26 protein-coding genes are annotated in these 19,228 nt (G+C 69.0%); all 26 read right to left on the bottom strand.

From position 1 onward, the window contains the following. Nucleotides 1-82 precede the first annotated feature (82 nt). The 26 genes from rplE to pilM all read right to left on the bottom strand — a co-directional run bounded on the left by rplE (nucleotide 83) and on the right by pilM (nucleotide 19,226). The gene (rplE, locus tag ACY3FI_RS15050; RefSeq protein WP_462548416.1) at nucleotides 83-673 is read right to left on the bottom strand and encodes a 50S ribosomal protein L5; all 591 of its coding nucleotides are present in this window, start codon (nucleotides 671-673) and stop codon (nucleotides 83-85) included. Continuing rightward, a complete protein-coding gene (rplX, locus tag ACY3FI_RS15055; RefSeq protein ID WP_462548417.1) occupies nucleotides 673-1,032 on the bottom strand; it encodes a 50S ribosomal protein L24 in 360 nt (119 codons plus the stop codon). The genes rplE and rplX overlap by 1 nt, the downstream gene beginning before the upstream one ends. A gap of 3 nt (nucleotides 1,033-1,035) precedes the next feature. Then, a complete protein-coding gene (gene rplN / locus ACY3FI_RS15060) occupies nucleotides 1,036-1,404 on the bottom strand; it encodes a 50S ribosomal protein L14 (protein WP_017885523.1) in 369 nt (122 codons plus the stop codon). 31 nt (nucleotides 1,405-1,435) lie between these two features. Continuing rightward, the gene (gene rpsQ, locus ACY3FI_RS15065) at nucleotides 1,436-1,720 is read right to left on the bottom strand and encodes a 30S ribosomal protein S17 (protein WP_066657023.1); all 285 of its coding nucleotides are present in this window, start codon (nucleotides 1,718-1,720) and stop codon (nucleotides 1,436-1,438) included. After that, nucleotides 1,720-2,040, bottom strand: a complete 321-nt coding sequence (rpmC, locus tag ACY3FI_RS15070; RefSeq protein WP_065960029.1) for a 50S ribosomal protein L29 — start codon at nucleotides 2,038-2,040, stop codon at nucleotides 1,720-1,722. The genes rpsQ and rpmC overlap by 1 nt, the downstream gene beginning before the upstream one ends. Continuing rightward, nucleotides 2,040-2,459 carry a 50S ribosomal protein L16 gene (gene rplP, locus ACY3FI_RS15075; RefSeq protein WP_065960031.1) on the bottom strand — a complete coding sequence of 140 codons (420 nt, stop codon included), beginning with the start codon at nucleotides 2,457-2,459 and terminating at the stop codon, nucleotides 2,040-2,042. Before rplP ends, rpmC begins: the two co-directional genes overlap by 1 nt. Nucleotides 2,460-2,461: 2 nt before the next feature. After that, complete coding sequence (gene rpsC / locus ACY3FI_RS15080) at nucleotides 2,462-3,268, bottom strand: 30S ribosomal protein S3 (RefSeq protein ID WP_462548418.1); 807 nt, start codon at nucleotides 3,266-3,268, stop codon at nucleotides 2,462-2,464. Next, nucleotides 3,268-3,660, bottom strand: a complete 393-nt coding sequence (gene rplV, locus ACY3FI_RS15085; RefSeq protein WP_198656993.1) for a 50S ribosomal protein L22 — start codon at nucleotides 3,658-3,660, stop codon at nucleotides 3,268-3,270. Before rplV ends, rpsC begins: the two co-directional genes overlap by 1 nt. A 26-nt stretch (nucleotides 3,661-3,686) precedes the next feature. Further along, nucleotides 3,687-3,968 carry a 30S ribosomal protein S19 gene (gene rpsS, locus ACY3FI_RS15090; RefSeq protein WP_017885529.1) on the bottom strand — a complete coding sequence of 94 codons (282 nt, stop codon included), beginning with the start codon at nucleotides 3,966-3,968 and terminating at the stop codon, nucleotides 3,687-3,689. Between the two features lie 11 nt (nucleotides 3,969-3,979). Next, entirely contained in the window at nucleotides 3,980-4,819 is an 840-nt protein-coding gene (rplB, locus tag ACY3FI_RS15095; RefSeq protein ID WP_058728264.1) for a 50S ribosomal protein L2, read from the bottom strand. Between the two features lie 18 nt (nucleotides 4,820-4,837). Further along, nucleotides 4,838-5,137 (bottom strand): 50S ribosomal protein L23, encoded by a 300-nt coding sequence (gene rplW / locus ACY3FI_RS15100; protein ID WP_065960036.1) that lies wholly within the window; start codon nucleotides 5,135-5,137, stop codon nucleotides 4,838-4,840. After that, nucleotides 5,134-5,793: a 50S ribosomal protein L4 gene (gene rplD, locus ACY3FI_RS15105; RefSeq protein WP_462548419.1), complete on the bottom strand. Its 660-nt coding sequence runs from the start codon at nucleotides 5,791-5,793 to the stop codon at nucleotides 5,134-5,136. Before rplD ends, rplW begins: the two co-directional genes overlap by 4 nt. 2 nt (nucleotides 5,794-5,795) lie before the next feature. After that, nucleotides 5,796-6,449, bottom strand: a complete 654-nt coding sequence (gene rplC / locus ACY3FI_RS15110; protein WP_022906340.1) for a 50S ribosomal protein L3 — start codon at nucleotides 6,447-6,449, stop codon at nucleotides 5,796-5,798. A 13-nt stretch (nucleotides 6,450-6,462) separates the two neighbouring features. Beyond that, nucleotides 6,463-6,771 (bottom strand): 30S ribosomal protein S10, encoded by a 309-nt coding sequence (gene rpsJ, locus ACY3FI_RS15115; protein WP_022903286.1) that lies wholly within the window; start codon nucleotides 6,769-6,771, stop codon nucleotides 6,463-6,465. Between the two features lie 519 nt (nucleotides 6,772-7,290). Further along, nucleotides 7,291-8,103, bottom strand: coding sequence for a DarT ssDNA thymidine ADP-ribosyltransferase family protein (locus ACY3FI_RS15120; protein WP_462548420.1), 813 nt, complete (start codon nucleotides 8,101-8,103; stop codon nucleotides 7,291-7,293). 82 nt (nucleotides 8,104-8,185) lie between these two features. Beyond that, nucleotides 8,186-9,163, bottom strand: coding sequence for a DNA topoisomerase IB (locus ACY3FI_RS15125; RefSeq protein ID WP_462548421.1), 978 nt, complete (start codon nucleotides 9,161-9,163; stop codon nucleotides 8,186-8,188). A gap of 135 nt (nucleotides 9,164-9,298) precedes the next feature. Further along, a complete protein-coding gene (gene tuf, locus ACY3FI_RS15130; RefSeq protein ID WP_462548422.1) occupies nucleotides 9,299-10,486 on the bottom strand; it encodes an elongation factor Tu in 1,188 nt (395 codons plus the stop codon). A 134-nt stretch (nucleotides 10,487-10,620) separates the two neighbouring features. Further along, a complete protein-coding gene (fusA, locus tag ACY3FI_RS15135; RefSeq protein ID WP_462548423.1) occupies nucleotides 10,621-12,735 on the bottom strand; it encodes an elongation factor G in 2,115 nt (704 codons plus the stop codon). A gap of 100 nt (nucleotides 12,736-12,835) precedes the next feature. Next, nucleotides 12,836-13,306, bottom strand: a complete 471-nt coding sequence (gene rpsG, locus ACY3FI_RS15140) for a 30S ribosomal protein S7 (RefSeq protein WP_022903294.1) — start codon at nucleotides 13,304-13,306, stop codon at nucleotides 12,836-12,838. 4 nt (nucleotides 13,307-13,310) lie between these two features. Continuing rightward, nucleotides 13,311-13,679 (bottom strand): 30S ribosomal protein S12, encoded by a 369-nt coding sequence (gene rpsL / locus ACY3FI_RS15145; RefSeq protein ID WP_071292552.1) that lies wholly within the window; start codon nucleotides 13,677-13,679, stop codon nucleotides 13,311-13,313. A gap of 382 nt (nucleotides 13,680-14,061) precedes the next feature. Next, a complete protein-coding gene (locus tag ACY3FI_RS15150; protein WP_462548424.1) occupies nucleotides 14,062-15,201 on the bottom strand; it encodes a hypothetical protein in 1,140 nt (379 codons plus the stop codon). A 35-nt stretch (nucleotides 15,202-15,236) separates the two neighbouring features. Then, a complete protein-coding gene (locus ACY3FI_RS15155; RefSeq protein ID WP_462548425.1) occupies nucleotides 15,237-15,779 on the bottom strand; it encodes a DUF6121 family protein in 543 nt (180 codons plus the stop codon). Between the two features lie 24 nt (nucleotides 15,780-15,803). Next, on the bottom strand, nucleotides 15,804-16,454 hold the full coding sequence (locus ACY3FI_RS15160) for a CBU_0592 family membrane protein (protein ID WP_462548426.1): 651 nt from the start codon (nucleotides 16,452-16,454) through the stop codon (nucleotides 15,804-15,806). A gap of 164 nt (nucleotides 16,455-16,618) precedes the next feature. Then, nucleotides 16,619-17,431, bottom strand: a complete 813-nt coding sequence (locus tag ACY3FI_RS15165) for a hypothetical protein (protein WP_462548427.1) — start codon at nucleotides 17,429-17,431, stop codon at nucleotides 16,619-16,621. Then, nucleotides 17,428-18,174 (bottom strand): PilN family protein, encoded by a 747-nt coding sequence (locus ACY3FI_RS15170; protein WP_462548428.1) that lies wholly within the window; start codon nucleotides 18,172-18,174, stop codon nucleotides 17,428-17,430. The genes ACY3FI_RS15165 and ACY3FI_RS15170 overlap by 4 nt, the downstream gene beginning before the upstream one ends. After that, the gene (pilM, locus tag ACY3FI_RS15175; RefSeq protein WP_462548429.1) at nucleotides 18,171-19,226 is read right to left on the bottom strand and encodes a type IV pilus assembly protein PilM; all 1,056 of its coding nucleotides are present in this window, start codon (nucleotides 19,224-19,226) and stop codon (nucleotides 18,171-18,173) included. The genes ACY3FI_RS15170 and pilM overlap by 4 nt, the downstream gene beginning before the upstream one ends. Nucleotides 19,227-19,228 lie beyond the last annotated feature (2 nt).

The raw sequence follows: 19,228 nt of genomic DNA on the forward strand, positions 1-19,228 counted from the left end.
CGGGGCGGTTCCCCGGAGTCGGTGTGTTCGTGCGTGCGGGCCGGAGGACGTGAATCCTCCGGCCCGCAACGCCCGGACTAGCTTAGACCGTCTGGTCGGCCGAACGGAACGGGAAGCCGAGCTGGCGGAGCAGCGCGCGGCCCTCGTCGTCCGTCTTCGCGGTGGTCACGACGGTGATGTCGAAGCCACGCACGCGGTCGATGCGGTCCTGGTCGATCTCGTGGAACATCGACTGCTCCGTGAGACCGAACGTGTAGTTGCCGTTCCCGTCGAACTGCTTGTCGCTCAGACCGCGGAAGTCGCGGATGCGGGGCAGTGCGAGGGTGACGAGGCGGTCGATGAACTCCCACGCGCGGTCACCGCGGAGGGTGACGTGCGCGCCGATGGCCTGGCCCTCGCGCAGCTTGAACTGCGCGATGGACTTGCGGGCCTTGGTCACGACCGGCTTCTGACCCGTGATCGCCGTGAGGTCCTTGACGGCCCCGTCGATGATCTTCGAGTCGCGAGCGGCCTCACCGACACCGGTGTTCACGACGACCTTGACCAGGCCGGGGACCTGGTTGACGTTCGCGTAGCCGAACTGCTCGGTGAGGGCAGCCTTGATCTCGTTCTTGTACTTCTGCTTGAGGCGCGGCTCGACCTTGGTCTCCGGCGCGGCAGTCGTGTCGGTCATCAGAGCTTCTCACCCGACTTCTTGGCGTAGCGGACGCGGACGGTCTTGGTGACGCCGTCCTTCTCCACCTCTTCGTTGCGGAAACCGACGCGGGTCGGCTTCCCGGTCTTCGGGTCGACGATCGCGACGTTCGAGACGTGGATCGGAGCCTCGTGCTGCTCGATGCCACCGGTCTTCGAACCGCGCTGCGTCTGGCCGACGCGGACGTGCTTCGTGACGAAGTTCACGCCCTCGACGACGACCCGGTTCTTGTCCTTGAGGACCTCGATGACCTTGCCCTGCTTGCCACGGTCGCCGCCACGCTCCTGCTTGGCGCCCGTGATGACCTGGACGAGGTCACCCTTCTTGATGTTCGCCATGGCTTACAGCACCTCCGGCGCGAGCGAGATGATCTTCATGAACTTCTTGTCACGGAGCTCACGACCGACCGGACCGAAGATGCGCGTACCGCGCGGGTCGCCGTCGGCCTTGAGGATCACTGCCGCGTTCTCGTCGAACTTGATGTAGGAGCCGTCCTGACGACGGGTCTCCTTCTTGGTGCGAACGATGACCGCCTTGACGACGTCACCCTTCTTCACGTTGCCGCCGGGGATGGCGTCCTTCACCGTGGCGACGATGACGTCACCGAGACCGGCGTAGCGACGACCCGAGCCACCGAGCACGCGGATGGTCAAGATCTCCTTGGCACCCGTGTTGTCGGCGACCTTCAGGCGGGATTCCTGCTGAATCACTGCTGTCTCCTATTCCGAAGCAGGCCGGGGCCTACTTGGCCTTCTCGAGGATCTCGACCAGGCGCCAGCGCTTGGAGGCGCTGAGGGGACGGGTCTCGCTGATCACGACGAGGTCGCCGACACCGGCGGTGCCGAGCTCGTCGTGCGCCTTCACCTTGGACGTGCGGCGGATGATCTTGCCGTAGAGCGCGTGCTTCACGCGGTCCTCGACCTCGACCACGATGGTCTTGTCCATCTTGTCGCTCGTCACGTAGCCGCGACGGGTCTTGCGGTAGCCGCGGGTCGAGGCGGCGGAGTTGTTCTCTTCGTTCGCCATCAGTTCTCCTCGGCGGTAGCGGCCTCGGTCGACTCGGCGGGCTTGTCAGCCTTCTTCGTCGTCTTCTTGGCCTTGGTGGCGGTCTCGACGGGCGCGGGGGTGGCACGGATGCCGAGCTCGCGCTCACGGAGGACCGTGTAGATGCGTGCGATGTCGCGCTTGACGGCACGGAGACGACCGTGGCTCTCCAGCTGGCCGGTGGCCGACTGGAAGCGGAGGTTGAAGAGTTCCTCCTTGGCCTTCTTCAGCTCGTCAGCGAGACGCTCGTTCTCGAAGGTGTCGAGCTCCGTCGGACGGAGCTCCTTGGAACCGATCGCCATTATGCGTCGCCCTCCTCGCGCTTGATGATGCGTGCCTTGAGGGGCAGCTTGTGGATTGCACGGGTCAGCGCCTCGCGAGCGATGTCCTCGCTGACGCCGGAGAGCTCGAAGAGCACACGACCCGGCTTGACGTTGGCGACCCACCACTCGGGCGAGCCCTTACCGGAACCCATGCGGGTCTCAGCCGGCTTCTTGGTGAGCGGACGGTCCGGGTAGATGTTGATCCACACCTTGCCGCCACGCTTGATGTGACGCGTCATGGCGATACGAGCGGACTCGATCTGACGGTTGGTCACGTACGCCGGGGTGAGGGCCTGGATGCCGTAGTCGCCGAAGCTGACCTTGGTACCACCGGTGGCCTGACCCGAGCGCTTCGGGTGGTGCTGCTTGCGGTGCTTGACTCGACGGGGAATAAGCATGGTTACGCCTCAACTCCTGCGCCGGCCGGCGCGTCCTGCGGGGCCTGCTGCTGGCGGCCGCCGCGGTCGCCGCCACGGCGGTCCCCACGGTCGCCGCGCTCGCCACGCGGGCCGCCACGACGCTCGGGGCGCGACGAACGCTGGTTCGCCTGCTCGCGAGCGAGCTCCTTGTTCGTGATGTCGCCCTTGTAGATCCAGACCTTCACGCCGATGCGGCCGAACGTGGTCCGGGCCTCGTAGAAGCCGTAGTCGATGTTCGCGCGGAGCGTGTGCAGGGGCACACGGCCCTCGCGGTAGAACTCCGAGCGCGACATCTCGGCGCCGCCGAGACGACCCGACACCTGGATGCGGACACCCTTGGCGCCGGCGCGCTGTGCACCCTGCAGGCCCTTGCGCATGGCGCGACGGAACGCGACACGAGCGGAGAGCTGCTCGGCGATGCCCTGCGCGACGAGCTGGGCCTCGGTCTCGGGGTTCTTGACCTCGAGGATGTTGAGCTGGATCTGCTTCTTGGTGAGCTTCTCGAGCTCGCTGCGGACGCGCTCCGCCTCGGCGCCGCGGCGGCCGATGACGATGCCCGGACGCGCCGTGTGGATGTCCACGCGGACACGGTCACGGGTGCGCTCGAGCTCGATGCGGGCGACGCCGGCGCGGTCGAGGGTCTTCTTCAGGTACTCGCGCACCTTGATGTCCTCGGCCACGTAGTCGGCGTAGCGCTGACCGGCCTTCTTGCTGTCGGTGAACCAGTGCGAGACGTGGTCCGTCGTGATCCCGAGACGGAAGCCGTACGGGTTGACCTTCTGGCCCATTACTTGCTCGCCTTCTTGCTCGTCGCGGCGACCTCGGCCTCTTCCGGCGTCGCGAGGACGACCGTGATGTGGCTGGTGCGCTTGTTGATGCGGAAGGCGCGGCCCTGGGCACGCGGCTGGAACCGCTTCAGGGTCGTGCCCTCGTCGACGAAGACGCGGCTCACGTAGAGGTCGCGCTCGTCGAGGAAGCTGTTCGTCGAGTCCGCCTTGACACGTGCGTTCGCGATCGCCGAGGCGACCAGCTTGTACACGGGCTCCGAAGCGCCCTGGGGGGCGAACTTCAGGATGGCGAGCGCCTCGTGGGCCTGCTTGCCGCGGATCAGCTCGATGACGCGACGGGCCTTCTGAGGCGTGACGCGGATGTGTCGCACGCGTGCGATCGACTCCACCATTTCGTTCCTCCTTCAGCGTCCCCGCGTTAGCGGCGACGGCCCTTCTTGTCGTCCTTCACGTGACCACGGAAGGTGCGGGTCGGCGCGAACTCGCCGAGCTTGTGACCGACCATCGACTCGGTGACGAACACCGGGATGTGCTTGCGGCCGTCGTGCACGGCGATCGTGTGCCCGAGCATGTTCGGGACGATCATCGAGCGACGCGACCAGGTGCGGATCACGTTCTTGGTGTTGGCCTCGTTCTGCGTGACGACCTTGCGGAGCAGGTGCTCGTCGACGAAGGGGCCCTTCTTCAGACTGCGTGGCATCTTCTGAACTCCTACTTGCGCTTCTTGCCGGCGTTACGGCGACGGACGATGAGCTTGTCGCTCGGCTTGTTCGGCTTGCGCGTCCGGCCCTCGGCCTGACCCCACGGGCTGACCGGGTGACGACCACCGGAGGTCTTGCCCTCACCACCACCGTGCGGGTGGTCGACCGGGTTCATCGCGACACCACGCACGGTCGGGCGGACGCCCTTCCAGCGCATGCGGCCGGCCTTGCCCCAGTTGATGTTGGACTGCTCGGCGTTGCCGACCTCGCCGATGGTGGCGCGGCAGCGGGCGTCGACGTTGCGGACCTCGCCCGACGGCAGACGGAGCTGCGCGTAGGGGCCGTCCTTCGCGACGAGACGCACCGAGGCACCGGCGGAGCGGGCCATCTTGGCGCCGCCACCGGGGCGGAGCTCGATCGCGTGGATGACGGTACCGACCGGGATGTTGCGCAGCGGCAGGTTGTTGCCGGGCTTGATGTCGGCGCCGGGGCCCTGCTCGATGACGTCGCCCTGCTTGAGCTTGTTCGGCGCGATGATGTAACGCTTCGTGCCGTCCACGTAGTGCAGGAGCGCGATGCGCGCGGTGCGGTTCGGGTCGTACTCGATGTGTGCGACCTTGGCGTCCACGCCGTCCTTGTCGTGACGACGGAAGTCGATCACGCGGTACTGGCGCTTGTGGCCACCACCGATGTGACGGGTGGTGATGCGGCCCGAGCTGTTGCGGCCACCGGTCTTCGGCAGCGGACGAAGCAGCGACTTCTCCGGCGTCGAACGGGTGATCTCAGCGAAGTCGGCGACCGACGAGCCGCGACGACCGGGGGTCGTCGGCTTGTAGTTACGAATAGCCATGATTTATCCCTCTGGTCCTCAGCCGACAGCCGTGAAGATGTCGATCGAACCGGACTTGAGCGTCACGATGGCGCGCTTGGTGTCCTTGCGCTTGCCCATGCCGAACTTGGTGCGACGGGTCTTGCCCGGGCGGTTCAGCGTGTTGATGCTCGCGACCTTGACGTCGAAGATCTTCTCGATGGCGAGCTTGATCTCGGTCTTGTTCGAGCGGGGGTCCACGATGAACGTGTACTTGCCCTGGTCGATCAGGCCGTAGCTCTTCTCCGAGACGACCGGCGAGATGATGATGTCGCGCGGGTCCTTGTTGAAGCCGCTCATGCGGAGATCTCCTTCGCGGTCTTCGACGCGATGAAGGCGTCGAGTGCGCTCTTGCTGAAGACGAGGGCGTCGGACTTGAGCACGTCGTAGGCGTTGAGCTGGCCGTACGAGAGCGCGTGGACACCCGGCAGGTTGCGGATCGACTTGAGCGTGAGCTCGTCGTCCGACTCGAGCACGACGAGCACGTTCTTGACGGGCGCGACCTTCTCGATGAGCGTGCGAGCGGTCTTCGTCGAGGGCACCTCGGCCGTGACGAAGGACTCCACAGCGGAGATGCGGCCACCGCGGGCGCGGTCCGAGAGCGAGCCGAGCAGAGCCGCGGCGATCATCTTCTTCGGGGTGCGCTGCGAGTAGTCGCGCGGGGTCGGTCCGTGGACGACGCCACCGCCGGTGTGCTCCGGAGCGCGGACCGAACCCTGACGGGAACGGCCGGTGCCCTTCTGCTTGAACGGCTTGCGACCAGCACCGCGGACCTCGCCGCGGTTCTTGGTCTTGTGGGTGCCCTGACGCGCGGCGGCGAGCTGCGCGGTGACGACCTGGTGGATCAGCGGGACGTTCGTCTCGACGTCGAAGAGCTCGGCGGGCAGCTCGATGCTGCCGGCGACGGCTCCGGTCGCGTCGAGGACGTCGATCGTGGTTGCGGTCTCGGTGGCCATGATCACTTACCCTTCACGGCGGTGCGGACGAAGACGGAGCGGCCACGAGCACCGGGGACGGCGCCCTTGACGAGCAGCAGACCCTTCTCGGCGTCGACGGCGTGCACCGTGAGGTTGAGGACGGTCACGCGCTCGCCACCCATCCGACCGGCCATGCGCATGCCCTTGAAGACGCGCGACGGGGTCGACGAAGCACCGATCGAGCCGGGCTTGCGGTGGTTGCGGTGCGCACCGTGCGAAGCGGACACACCGGCGAAGCCGTGGCGCTTCATGACACCGGCGAAGCCCTTGCCCTTCGACGTCCCGACGACGTCGACCTTCTGGCCGGCCTCGAAGGTGTCGACGGTGAGCTCCTGGCCGAGCGAGTACTCGGCGGAGTCGTTCGTGCGGATCTCGGTGAGGGTGCGACGCGGGGTCACACCAGCAGCCTCGAAGTGGCCAGCGGCCGGCTTGTTGACCTTGCGCGGGTCGATCGCACCGGCGGCGATCTGGATCGCCTCGTAGCCGTCGCGCTCGACGTTGCGGATCTGGGTGACCACGTTCGGGCCGACCTCGATCACGGTGACGGGGATGAACTTGTTGTTCTCGTCCCACACCTGGGTCATCCCGAGCTTCTTGCCGAGGAGGCCCTTGACGGTCTTGGTTGAGTTCGCCATCAGTCCAGCCCCCTTACAGCTTGATCTCGATGTTGACGTCTGCCGGGAGGTCGAGTCGCATGAGCGAGTCGACGGCCTTCGGCGTCGGGTCGACGATGTCGATGACCCGCTTGTGCGTGCGCTTCTCGAAGTGCTCGCGCGAGTCCTTGTACTTGTGGGGAGAACGGATCACGGTGACCACGTTCTTCTCGGTGGGGAGCGGCACCGGGCCGACCACGGTCGCACCGGCACGGGTCACCGTGTCGACGATCTTCCGGGCCGACGTGTCGATGACCTCGTGGTCGTACGACTTGAGCCGGATGCGGATCTTCTGTCCCGCCATGTGTCTCTCTGTCCTCTCTGCGCCGCGCACCCTCGGGCCGCCTGACGCCGCCGTCACCGTGCATTCCTGCAGGGCTTGGCTGTTTTCCTGAACCAACCGGCCGCATCCACGGGGGATGACCGCTGTTCTCCTGTCAACCGCGCAGGGCGACCGTGGCCGTCCAGCGTGGGCATGTCGCTTCCCCCGCACCCGGACACAGCTGTGGCCAGGCGCTCACGAGGGACTCGATCGTGTTCTGCTGCCTGCGGCCCAACCCAGCTCCGCTGAACGGAGGGGTTGTGCACTGCCAGAGCAGTGATCCTGCGCGCGCGAACGCCCGCGGGATTTCGGAACCGGACAAGTCTCGCACAGGCACGGCGTTCCGTGCAACCCGGGCGTGTCGCGATCCCTCGGCGTGTCGGGACCGGCCCACTCCCCCGGAACGGCGGGGATCGGCGGCCTGGAGGCGCGGATCGCCCCCGACACGACAGCGCACCCTCCCGACGTGGTCGGGCGGGTGCGCTGACGGGTGCTCGGCGGCTACTCGGCGTCGGTCACCGGGGGCACGAACCACGGCGGGAAGACCGCGACCCGGGGTGCGTGTCCGCGGTGCTCGGCGAGCAGCGACTTGACCTGCTGGCGGACCCGGTCGTTCGGCACGCCGACGACCGCGACCGAGGTGAACGGCACACGCGGCCCGGCGAGCAGCTCGAGGCCGTGCATCTCCGGATCGGTGAAGTCCGTCCGCCGGATCAGGTTCGTCGCGGCCTCGGGACCGACGGCGAAGCGGACGTCCTCGGCCTCGGCGTCCTGGTCCGCCACGATCACGGACGCGCCGAACGCCGACACGGGGACCACGAGCACGACGTACTCGGTGGCCCGGGTGCGGCGCGCGGCGTCGGACCAGCGTTCACCCTCGGCACCGCGGCGCAGCTCGTCCCAACGGGTGGCGTCGGGCGAGAGGGTGAAGGGGACGTGTCCGGACACAGGCCCGCCGTCCGGCGCTGTGGCTTCGGCGCGGGCGGCACGGGTCGCCGTGGAGGCCACGTCGACCGCGGGAGTGGCGGTGTCGGCGGCGAGGATCGCACCCTCGGCGACGATCGCCGCGAGGTTGTCGACGTGGGTGGCGTGGTGGGCTCGGAGGGCACCGAAGTCACGCGGTTCGGGCAGCTCGGGCGCCGCCGGGGAGCGGAGCGAGGACGACGAGCCGACGGGGCCCGGGGTGCTGCGGAGGGAGGTGGTGATGCGGGTCCGGCGCGGGGCCGGGGTGGGAGCTGCCGGCGCCTCGCGCTGGCGGGGGGCGCAGATGTCGCAGAGTTCGGTGGGGAAACCGTGGATGCACTCGTCGGTCACGACTGGTGAGGGTCCTTCCGTGCCCGGGTGGGGGTGGTCGGGCACGAGGACCAACCGTACGTCATCGCCGCGTGCTGCGTGGTCACTGGCGGTACAGCAGCGCGCGGACCTCGGACTCAGCGGCGTGCAGCCGGTCCGGGTCGATCGTCTCGCCGTGGTCGTAGGCATCGAGCAGGCGCGGGTCGATGTAGCTCTGTCGACACACGGTCGGGGTGTTGCCGAGCTCCTCGCTGGCGGCCTTCACGGCGTGCGAGACGGCCTTCTTCCGCTTGGCCTGGGACGACAACGGGCCGGTCTTGGCGAGGTCGACGGCCGCCGCGACCGTGCCGTGCAGCGTCCGGAAGTCCTTCGCGGTGAACTCGTCCCCCGCGCGCTCCTTCACGTACTCGTTGATGTCCTCTGCCGCCAGGGGCTCCCACTCGGCACCGCGACGTTCGCGGAACGAGAGCAGCCGGGCGTTCGGCCCCCGCCGCTTCATGCCCGCGATGACCTTCGCGAGGTCGGCGTCGTGGATCGTGGACGACCATTCCTGCCCGCTCTTGCCCGGGAAGTCGAGCTCGATGTCGTCACCGGAGACGTGTGCGTGCGCGCAGAGCAGCGTCGACAGTCCGCGGCTGCCGTGCTCGGTCGCGTACCGCTCCGATCCGACCCGGAGCGACCCCTGGTCGAGCATGCGGAACGCGGCTGCGAGCGCTCGGCGGCGGTCCGGCTCAGGCCGTCGGAGGTCCTGCGTCACCATCCGACGCGCGGCGGGCAGGGACTCGGCGAGGGCGAGTGCACGGTCGTACTTGATCTTGTCCATCCGCTCGCGCCAGCCCGGGTGGTACATGTACTGACGGCGCCCCGCTCCGTCGATGCCGGTCGCGAGGATGTGCCCGTTCTCGTACGGCGAGATCCACACGTCGTCCCACGCCGGTGGGATGACGAGCTCGTCGAGTCGCTGGCGCACCTCGGGCTCGGTGACGGTGGCGCCGTCCGGGTCGCGGTATGAGTACCCGCGGCCACTCCGGACGCGGTGGTAGCCGCGACCGTTGGTCGCAGAGCGGCGGAGACGTGTCACGTCGACGATGCAACTCGCCCCCGCCTGGGACACGACCAGGGACGGGCGGCAGGACCGGGCCGTCGCGCTCGTCATGGGAACGCAGAAGCGGGGCCGGACCCGAAGGTCCGACCCCGCTGACGCAGGTAACCGGAGTTACTTGACGATCTCCTCGACCGTACCGGCGCCGACCGTACGACCACCCTCACGGATGGCGAAACGGAGGCCGGCCTCCATGGCGATCGGCTGGATCAGCTCGACGGCCATCGACACGGTGTCGCCGGGCATGACCATCTCGGTGCCCTCGGGCAGCGTGATGACGCCGGTGACGTCCGTGGTGCGGAAGTAGAACTGCGGGCGGTAGTTCGCGTAGAACGGGTTGTGACGCCCGCCCTCTTCCTTCGTCAGGATGTACGCGTTCGCCTTGAACTCGGTGTGCGGCGTGACCGAACCCGGCTTCACGACGACCTGGCCGCGCTCCACGTCCTCGCGCTTGAGGCCACGGATGAGCAGACCGGTGTTGTCACCAGCCTCGGCCTTGTCGAGCAGCTTGCGGAACATCTCGATGCCCGTGACCGTGGTCTTCTGCGTCGGGCGGATGCCGACGATCTCGACCTCGGAGTTCAGGTCGAGCGTGCCACGCTCGACACGGCCGGTGACGACCGTGCCACGACCGGTGATCGTGAAGACGTCCTCGATCGGCATCAGGAACGGCTGGTCGGTGGCGCGCACCGGGTCCGGAACGCTCTCGTCGACGGCGGACATGAGGTCCTGGACGGACTTGACCCACTTCTCGTCGCCCTCGAGCGCCTTGAGCGCCGAGACCTGCACGACGGGGGCGTCCTCGTCGAACTCCTGCGAGCCGAGGAGCTCACGGACCTCGAGCTCGACGAGCTCCAGGATCTCCTCGTCGTCCACCATGTCGGACTTGTTCAGCGCGACGACGATGTAGGGGACGCCGACCTGGCGGGCGAGCAGCACGTGCTCACGCGTCTGGGGCATCGGGCCGTCGGTGGCGGCGACCACGAGGATCGCGCCGTCCATCTGCGCCGCACCGGTGATCATGTTCTTCACGTAGTCAGCGTGACCAGGAGCGTCGACGTGCGCGTAGTGGCGCTTCTCGGTCTGGTACTCGACGTGGGAGATGTTGATCGTGATGCCGCGGTCGCGCTCCTCGGGAGCGCTGTCGATCTGTGCGAAGTCACGGGCCTCGTTGAGGTCCGGGTACTGGTCGTGCAGAACCTTGGTGATCGCCGCCGTGAGCGTGGTCTTGCCGTGGTCGACGTGACCGATGGTTCCGATGTTGACGTGCGGCTTGGTCCGCTCGAACTTGGCCTTGGCCACTGTGGGTCCTCCTCAGGACTCGGAGAGCATGCCCCCGGTCGAGACCGTTGGCGTGCAGGGTGTGTGTCTAACTGTACTTGGTGGCGAGGGGCCCGTCGCCGGGCACCCCCGCCTGTGGGGAGAACGCCGGAGCGTTACTCTCCGCTGTTCTTCGCGATGATCTCCTCGGCGACCTTGGCCGGGACCTGGCTGTAGGTCTCGAAGGTCATCGAGTAGACCGCACGACCAGAGGTCTTGGACCGCAGGTCCCCGACGTAGCCGAACATCTCGGACAGCGGCACGCTCGCGCGGACCACCTTGACGCCCGAGGCGTCCTCCATCGAGGCGATCTGGCCACGACGGGAGTTGAGGTCACCGATCACGTCGCCCATGTACTCCTCCGGAGTACGCACCTCGACGGCCATGATCGGCTCGAGGATGGCGGGGCCGGCCTTGCGGGCGGCCTCCTTGTAGGCGATGGAACCGGCGATCTTGAACGCCATCTCGGACGAGTCGACGTCGTGCGCCGCGCCGTCCTTGAGGATGGCCTTCACGCCGACGGTCGGGTACCCGGCGAGGATGCCGACCTGCATGGCGTCCTGGATACCGGCGTCGACCGACGGGATGTACTCACGCGGGACGCGACCACCGGTGACGGCGTTCTCGAACTCGTAGACCTTCTCGGCCGTGACTTCCATCGGCTCGAGGGCGATCTGCACCTTCGCGAACTGGCCGGAACCACCGGTCTGCTTCTTGTGCGTGTAGTCGTAGCGCTCGACGACCTTGGTCAGCGTCTCGCGGTAGGCCACCTGGGGCTTGCCGACGCTGGCCTCGACCTTGAACTCGCGCTTCATGCGGTCGACGAGGATGTCGAGGTGGAGCTCGCCCATGCCCTTGATCGTCGTCTGACCGGTCTCGGCGTTGAGCTCGACGCGGAACGTCGGGTCCTCTTCAGCGAGCTTCTGGATGGCCGTGGAGAGCTTCTCCTGGTCGGCCTTCGTGTTCGGCTCGATGGCGACCTCGATGACCGGCTCCGGGAACGTCATCGACTCGAGGACGACCTGGTTGGTCGGGTCGCACAGGGTGTCACCGGTGGTGGTGTCCTTGAGGCCGATGACCGCGTAGATGTGGCCGGCGGTCACGTTGTCGACCGGGTTCTCCTTGTTGGAGTGCATCTGGAAGATCTTGCCGATGCGCTCCTTCTTGCCCTTGGTCGAGTTGATGACCTGTGCACCGGACTCGATCGAGCCGGAGTACACGCGGACGTAGGTGAGGCGACCGAAGAAGGGGTGCACCGCGACCTTGAACGCCAGGGCCGAGAACGGCTCCGACGCGTCGGGCTTGCGGATGATCTCCTTCTCCTCGTCCTTGACGTCGTGGCCGATCATCGGCGGCACGTCGAGCGGGGACGGGAGGTAGTCGATGACCGCGTCGAGCATCGGCTGGACGCCGCGGTTCTTGAAGGCCGAGCCACAGAGGACGGGGTAGACCTCGGAAGCGATCGTGAGCTTGCGGATCGCGCCCTTGATCTCGTCCTTGGTGAGCTCCTCGCCGCCGAAGAACTTCTCGAGCAGGGCGTCGTCGGTCTCGGCGACGCGCTCGATCAGCTTGGCGCGGTACTCCTCGGCACGGGCCTGGAGGTCAGCGGGGATCTCCTGGACCTCGTACTGGGCGCCCATGGTCACGTCGCCCTTGGCGTCGCCGGGCCAGACCTTGGCGTGCATCTCGATCAGGTCGATGATGCCGACGAAGTCGTTCTCAGCGCCGATCGGGAGCTGGAGCACGAGCGGCTCCGCACCCAGGCGGTTGATGATGGTGTCGACGGTGAAGTAGAAGTCGGCACCGAGCTTGTCCATCTTGTTGACGAAGCAGATGCGCGGGACGTCGTACTTGTCCGCCTGGCGCCACACCGTCTCGGACTGGGGCTCGACGCCCTCCTTGCCGTCGAAGACGGCGACCGCACCGTCGAGGACGCGGAGCGAACGCTCCACCTCGACCGTGAAGTCCACGTGACCGGGGGTGTCGATGATGTTGATCTGGTTGTTGTCCCAGAAGCAGGTCGTCGCGGCCGACGTGATCGTGATGCCGCGCTCCTGCTCCTGCGCCATCCAGTCCATCGTCGCGGCGCCGTCGTGGACCTCACCGATCTTGTGCGTGATGCCCGTGTAGAACAGGATGCGCTCGGTCGTCGTGGTCTTGCCGGCATCGATGTGCGCCATGATGCCGATGTTGCGGACCTTGTTCAGGTCGGTGAGCACGTCCTGTGCCACAGGGTTCCTCCGGAAGAGTTGTAGGAGAGGTTGGCGTCCGTCCGGGCGCCGGGGTTCATGACCGCCGACGCCCGGACGGTACCGGGACTACCAGCCGGAATTACCAGCGGTAGTGGGCGAAGGCCTTGTTCGACTCGGCCATCTTGTGCGTGTCCTCACGGCGCTTGACCGCGGCACCGAGACCGTTCGACGCGTCGAGGATCTCGTTCATGAGACGCTCGGTCATCGTCTTCTCGCGGCGGGCCTTGGCGTACGAGGTCAGCCAGCGGAGCGCGAGGGTGTTCGCGCGGTGCGGCTTGACCTCGACGGGGACCTGGTAGGTCGAGCCACCGACGCGGCGGCTGCGGACCTCGAGGGTCGGACGGACGTTGTCGAGCGCCTTCTTGAGCGTCGCGACCGCATCCTGCTGGTTCTTGGCGGAGACGCCCTCGAGTGCACCGTAGACGATGCGCTCGGCGAGGCCCTTCTTGCCGTCCAGCAGGATCTTGTTCACGAGCTGCGAGACGATCGGCGCGCCGTAGACCGGGTCTGCGACGACGGGACGCTTGGGAGCGGGACCCTTACGAGGCATTGACTCAACCCTTCTTCGCGCCGTAGCGGCTACGTGCCTGCTTACGGTTCTTCACGGCCTGCGTGTCGAGCGCACCGCGGATGATCTTGTAGCGGACACCGGGCAGGTCCTTCACACGACCGCCGCGGACGAGCACCATCGAGTGCTCCTGGAGGTTGTGGCCCTCACCGGGGATGTAGGCCGTGACCTCGGTGCCGTTCGAGAGCTTGACACGAGCGACCTTGCGCAGTGCCGAGTTCGGCTTCTTGGGGGTGGTGGTGTAGACGCGGGTGCACACACCACGCTGCTGGGGGTTCGCCTTGAGGGCGGGTGCCTTGGTCTTGGTGACCTTCGGCGACCGACCCTTGCGAACGAGCTGCTGGATAGTAGGCAACTGTTCTCCTGGTTCTTCGCTCGTGCTCTCCGGCCGGCGCGTTCCGCCGGCTTCCTCGTCCCACGCTGACCACCGCCTGACGGCGGGGGTTCGATGGGGGACGGATGCCCGGCGAGGCAATCGGCCGCACCGGGTTTCGGGCGCGCCCGTGGGCGCACACCCGAAAGAGACTACCTCCGTGACGGGGCGAAATCAATCCGGGCGCGTCGCCCTGGAGGCTCGTCCCGACCGCCCTGAGCGAACGCGCCCAGGCGGGCGGTCCCGCTGCGCGCGGGGCGCGACGCGTGGCGCGCCGCGCCGACGGCGACCGGCCCGCACACGGTCGCCTGCGAGGCGGGCGGGCACCGCGCCTCCAGGTCGGTGGACCGGTCGGGGGCCGCCGTCAGGAACCGGTGTCGCTGGATCCGTTGCCGATCGCCGACCGGAACGTCGCTCCACGGTCGGTGAACCCGGTGATCGTGCCGCTCGCGTTCACGTTCATCGGACCGGCCGACGCGGTCCCGACCCCGCCGGGACCGGAGATGTCCGCCGTGAACGTCGCCCGACCCGCGGTGGTCGTCGTCACCGACCAGCCGTCCGACAGCCAGGCACCGACGGTCACCGTCGGCCGGGACTGCAGCGTCCACTTCTGGTTCGTGTACGTGTACGCCGGGTCCTCGCCGTAGGCATAGAAGCTGCATCCCGCCGGGGCCGCGTCGGAGGAGGCGATGCACCCGTCCACCCACGCGTCCACGGCGGCCTTCGCGGCCTGCTGCCCCGCTGCGGTCAGCGCCGCGGTGAGCTGCACCGGACTCGAGGACGTCCCGCCGAACCCGGTGACCGTCGCCGTCGTCGGCTCGGCCGCGTACCACTTGCCGCCGTCGAGGGCGACGGCGTAGGTGCCGGGCAGCGCGCGCAGGCGCAGCGAACCGTCCGTCGTGCTCGTGGCCGCACGTCCGCCCACCGTGACCGCCGCGGAGGCCGGGCCGCGGACGGCGACGTCGACGCTGCCGAGGGTCGGCGGCTCGAGCTCCCACACGGGCAGGACGCCCCAGTCCGACCCCGTGCGGTCGAGCGTGAAGGTCGAGGAGACGTCGCGGCCGTCCTGCCGGAGGTAGGCGGTCACCGTCGCGGTGTCGCCGTCCGTGCGGGTCGCGGCGATGCGGTACCCGGTCACGCGGCCCGTCGCGGCGGCGTACCCCGCGTCGGTCAGGAGCAGGTCGTCCTTGCCGTGCTCGATCCCCGCGGCGTCGAGGGCGTCGTCCACGTGTCCGGCCGTGAGGTCGTCGAGGAAGGCACGGACCGGACGGTCGGCGGCGTGCGTGGCCGAGCCGACCGACCAGGCGACCACACCGCCGACGAGGAGCAGCACCAGCGCGGCCCCGCCGGCGACCAGTCCGACGAGCGTGCGGCGCCGCAGCCTCCGGCGGGAGCGCGGCCCGGTCGCTACCGCGGCGGGCTCGTGCGTGCCGCTGATCGAGGTGACGTCCGGGACGGACCCCCACCCGTCACGGTGCTCGTCGGCCGGCTGCTGGTCGGTCATCGGTCCCCCGTCGTGCTGGTACGTGCCCGCCGATCCTACCGCCGGGCCCCGTCCTCACCCGGGCCGCGGCCGTGCGTCCCGGACGCCGAGGACGTGCCCGTGGAGCCGGCCGTGCGGGTCGGGCCCGTGGGCGGGGCGGGACTCGTCGGACCGGCGGCCGCCGCCCCGCGCGCCTGGTGCCTGGCCACGGCGATCGCGCCGATGACACTGAGGAGCGCCACGACCACCGAGCTCACCACGAACGGCCCCAGTGCCGAACCCGCGGGGAACACGAGCAGCTCGGTCGCGTCGCCCCGGACGAGGGCGTAGCCGACCGCGCCGACGCCGAGCATCACGAGGTACACCGCGGCCGCGGCGACGAGGGCCGTGACGCCGGGGTTGCCCTCACGGGCGCCGGTGACGGTCGCGAGGAACACCACGACCGCGGCGGCCACGACCATGGCAGGCCCCAGGTACGGCGTGGCGTCGGGCTGGCTGATCGGCTCGACGTCCGCGAGGAGCGCCTCGAACCCGGTCACGGCGATCACGAGCGCCACGAAGAGCACGGACGTCATCGTCGCGAGCAACCAGCGGGACATGAGGCGATCGTATCGCCGGGCGGGTCAGGCGGTGGCGGAGTCCGCGTGGTGAGGCCGGGACGGTGCGAGCGCGTCCGTGTGCTCGGCGTCGGCGGGCTCGCCGTCCGCGCGGTCCTGGTGCTCGGCGTCCGCGTGGTCTCGCTGCTCGGCGTCGGCATGCTCCCGCGCCGCGGCCACCAGGGCCAGCGCGATGGTCGCCGTGATGACCGGGAGGGACTCCGTCATCGGGGCGGCAGCGGTCGGGGCGGCGTCCGCCTCGGCGGTCGCGTGCGTCGCGGCGGTCTGGAGGCGCGGGGCCGCGTCCGTCTCGGCGGGTGCGTCGGTCTCGTGGTCGCGCAGCGCGGGCCCCACGACCGGCAGCACCGCGGTCGTCGCCGGCGGCTCGACGGAGCGTGTGGGTTCCTCGACGGCGACCGGGAGGCCCCGCGCGGCCCTGCGACGGGCACGGGCCATCTTGACGAGGACGACGACCGCGACGATCGCCCAGATGCCGTTCACGATCGTGGACGGGATCGCGTGGTGCGCCGCGACGTTGATCGCGACCGCCACGCCGCCGACGAGGTTGAACGACTGGTACACCGGGCCGTTCGGGAGCCTGCCGGTCGAGAACAAGATGTAACCAGCCAGGACAGTTACGGCTCCGAACCAGCCGAGGAACTCCACGATTCCGTTCAACACGCGCGACTCCGGGCACGACGATCGACGCCCGGTTCGTGCCGGTCGTCGGAGGGGGTGGTGAGCAGCCACGAGCGTGGCGTCGGGAGCATCGTAGGCACAGCGCCGGGCGACGCGGAAGCGGGGGCGGCGTGGCGCGGCACACCCACTTCGTGGGGGTCCGGTCAGCCCTGGGCGGAGGTGCTCGTGGCGGGGGTGGTGGGGGCGGTCGAAGCCGGTCCCGACCCCTGCGAGGCCTGTGCCGCCGCAGCGTCGGACAGGACGTAGATGTACCCGGACAGCGTCCAGGTCGTCGAGCCCGAGCCGGCCGTGGCAGCCGCACCATCGGCCGGTGTCGCGTCGTCAGCGGCAGTGTCATCGCGCGTCGACTTGATGTCGTCGACGAGGAACAGCCGGTCGCCGTCCTGCATGCCGGACGTGAACGCGAGCGCCTGCTCGAACGACCCGGTCACGCCGATGCTGATCGCGATCGTGGAGAAGTTCGAGGCGGTGATCTGCGCGTCCGTCGCCGGAGTGGCGGCGGCCGGGGCGGAGGGCGTGGCAGACGCCGTCGGTGCGGGCGTCGCCGCACCGGACGCGCCGGTGGCGGGCTCGGTCGACGCTGCTGCCGCAGGGGCGGCGGCCTCGGGCGGCGTGTACGCGGCGGCCCACGAGGTCGTGATGCCGCCGACCGTCACGCCCGCTGCCGCCGCAACGCGGTCGACCTCCTTGTAGAACGACGCGGTGTCCGCCGAGGACGGGATCGAGGTCGCGAGGGCATCCGCCTCCCGCTGCATCGCGGGGAGCTTCGCGGACTGGGCTGCGAGTCGCGCGAGCTCCGTGCGGTACCCGTCGTTCGTGGCGTCGATCGTGCGCTGCTGCTCGCGGTTCGCCGAGGCCGATGCGAGCTGCGGCTGGACACCGAGGAAGAATCCGCCGGCGAGCAGCACCACGCCGATCGCGAGCGCGATCACGAGGTGCAGTCGGTTCCTGGTCATCGCTTCTGCTCCGTGTACTTGCCGTCGAACGCGCGGTCGTCGATGTGCATGGTCATGTTGACCGTGTAGTGCCCGGAGCTCGTGTCGAGGGTCACCGAGTTGGCGTTGGCGTCGACGAACCCGTCGAGGTCGCGCACGCGATCGAGCCAGTCCGGGATCGAGGGGAGCGTCGGACTGTCCGCCTCGAAGGAGAGGGTCGCGACACGGGCGCCCTGCAGCGGCGTCGTCGGCTGGTCGTAGTTCTCGAGAGGGGACGCCGAGTCGACCGTGACGCCGATGATCGACACCCCCGTGGGCAGCGAGCCCTGCACGTTCGTGAGGTAGGCGCTCCAGTCGATCTCCGTCGAACCGCCGACCTTCTGGGCCGCTTCGGCCAGCGCGGTCCGGGACTCGAGGTCACGCACGGACGCGTACTGCCCCTGCTGCTGGAGCAGCGTCGTGCCTTCGTCCTGCGCGTTCCGGAGCTCCCGGGCTGAGGACATGCTGTCCAACGTCGAGGCGCCCACGCCGAGCGCGACGATCGCCCCGACCACGGCGACCCCGAACCACGCCCGACGGACCGTGGCACGCTGCCGGCGGTCGACGAGCACCTCGGCGGGGAGGAGGTCGGCGCGCGGGATGCCGCCCACGACGAGCGCTCCCTTGCCGGGGGCCTTCGGGACGGTGCTCGCGCCGGTCGCGCCAGCCGAGCGCTTCATCCCGCCACGACCCGCCCTCGCAGGCTTCGTGAGTGTCTCCGTCATGCTGCTCGTCCTCCTGCTGCGAGCCCCCAGGCGACCGCGAGGGACGCCCCGCGCTGTTCGAACACGCTTGCCTCGACGCCGCGAGCTCGACGGGCTCCGACGAAGGCGTCGCCGAAGTCGATCGGGGCACCGGTCGCGTCGCCGAGGGCCTCGCGGAAGCCGTCGAGTGCGCTGCCGGCGCCGGCGAGCACGATCCGTCCCACCGGCTGCCCCTCGCCCTTGGTGTTGGTGAAGTAGTTCAGGGTGTTGCGGATGCTCGCGATGAGTTCGTGGGCCGCCTCGCGGACGACGGCCGCGGCGCGCTGGTCGTCCGGTGTCTGCGCACGGGCGCCCATGCCGATGTACCGCTTCACGGTCTCGGCCTGCTCGTGGGGGATCTCGAGGCGCACGGCGATCTGCTTCGTCATCTCATCCCCGCCCGTCGGGATGATCCGCACGAAGTTGGGGACCCCGTCGATGCTGATGACGACCGTGCTGGTGTTGCCGCCGACCTCGACGAGGGCGACGGTCCCGGCGGCCGACCCCTGCGGCGTGAGCACCCGGCTGAGGGCGAACGGGATGAGGTCGACGCCGACCGGGTTCAGGCCGGCGAGCTGCACGGCACGGACGTTGGCCAGGACAGCGTCCTTGACCGCGGCGACGAGCAGGCCGTGGACCACGGGGCCTGCTTCGCCGACGCCCTCGCCGGTGGGGTAGAAGTCGAGGATCGCATCGCCGACCGGGACCGGCAGCAGGTCCTGCACCTGGAAGGGCAGCGACTCCCGGATCTGGGCCAGCGGTGCCCGGGGTACGGTCAGGTCACGGGAGAGCACCCGCTGGTTGCCCATGCCGAGCGCGACGTCCTTGGTCTTGAAGCGGCCGATCGCCCACAACTGGCGGAGGACCCCGGCGATCGTGTTCGTCTCGAGCACTTCGCCGCGCTGGGTGGAGCCCTCGGGGAGCGGCACCTCCGCGATGCGCTCGATCGAGGGGGCGCCCTTCCGCGCGTGCGCGACCTCGACGGCGCGCACGGAGTCGCTGCCGATGTCGATGCCGACGACGTTGCTCGTCATGG

The organism is Curtobacterium sp. RM9 (genome assembly GCF_054956955.1).

Excerpts from the sequence above, each read along its gene's own strand:
- rplE (WP_462548416.1), bottom strand. The coding sequence starts at position 673 with ATGACCGACACGACTGCCGCGCCGGAGACCAAGGTCGAGCCGCGCCTC.
- rplX (WP_462548417.1), bottom strand. The coding sequence starts at position 1,032 with ATGGCGAACATCAAGAAGGGTGACCTCGTCCAGGTCATCACGGGCGCC.
- rpsQ (WP_066657023.1), bottom strand. The coding sequence starts at position 1,720 with ATGGCGAACGAAGAGAACAACTCCGCCGCCTCGACCCGCGGCTACCGC.
- rpmC (WP_065960029.1), bottom strand. The coding sequence starts at position 2,040 with ATGGCGATCGGTTCCAAGGAGCTCCGTCCGACGGAGCTCGACACCTTC.
- rplP (WP_065960031.1), bottom strand. The coding sequence starts at position 2,459 with ATGCTTATTCCCCGTCGAGTCAAGCACCGCAAGCAGCACCACCCGAAG.
- rpsC (WP_462548418.1), bottom strand. The coding sequence starts at position 3,268 with ATGGGCCAGAAGGTCAACCCGTACGGCTTCCGTCTCGGGATCACGACG.
- rplV (WP_198656993.1), bottom strand. The coding sequence starts at position 3,660 with ATGGTGGAGTCGATCGCACGCGTGCGACACATCCGCGTCACGCCTCAG.
- rpsS (WP_017885529.1), bottom strand. The coding sequence starts at position 3,968 with ATGCCACGCAGTCTGAAGAAGGGCCCCTTCGTCGACGAGCACCTGCTC.
- rplB (WP_058728264.1), bottom strand. The coding sequence starts at position 4,819 with ATGGCTATTCGTAACTACAAGCCGACGACCCCCGGTCGTCGCGGCTCG.
- rplW (WP_065960036.1), bottom strand. The coding sequence starts at position 5,137 with ATGAGCGGCTTCAACAAGGACCCGCGCGACATCATCATCTCGCCGGTC.
- rplD (WP_462548419.1), bottom strand. The coding sequence starts at position 5,793 with ATGGCCACCGAGACCGCAACCACGATCGACGTCCTCGACGCGACCGGA.
- rplC (WP_022906340.1), bottom strand. The coding sequence starts at position 6,449 with ATGGCGAACTCAACCAAGACCGTCAAGGGCCTCCTCGGCAAGAAGCTC.
- rpsJ (WP_022903286.1), bottom strand. The coding sequence starts at position 6,771 with ATGGCGGGACAGAAGATCCGCATCCGGCTCAAGTCGTACGACCACGAG.
- rpsG (WP_022903294.1), bottom strand. The coding sequence starts at position 13,306 with ATGCCTCGTAAGGGTCCCGCTCCCAAGCGTCCCGTCGTCGCAGACCCG.
- ACY3FI_RS15150 (WP_462548424.1), bottom strand. The coding sequence starts at position 15,201 with ATGACCGACCAGCAGCCGGCCGACGAGCACCGTGACGGGTGGGGGTCC.
- ACY3FI_RS15155 (WP_462548425.1), bottom strand. The coding sequence starts at position 15,779 with ATGTCCCGCTGGTTGCTCGCGACGATGACGTCCGTGCTCTTCGTGGCG.
- ACY3FI_RS15165 (WP_462548427.1), bottom strand. The coding sequence starts at position 17,431 with ATGACCAGGAACCGACTGCACCTCGTGATCGCGCTCGCGATCGGCGTG.
- ACY3FI_RS15170 (WP_462548428.1), bottom strand. The coding sequence starts at position 18,174 with ATGACGGAGACACTCACGAAGCCTGCGAGGGCGGGTCGTGGCGGGATG.
- pilM (WP_462548429.1), bottom strand. The coding sequence starts at position 19,226 with ATGACGAGCAACGTCGTCGGCATCGACATCGGCAGCGACTCCGTGCGC.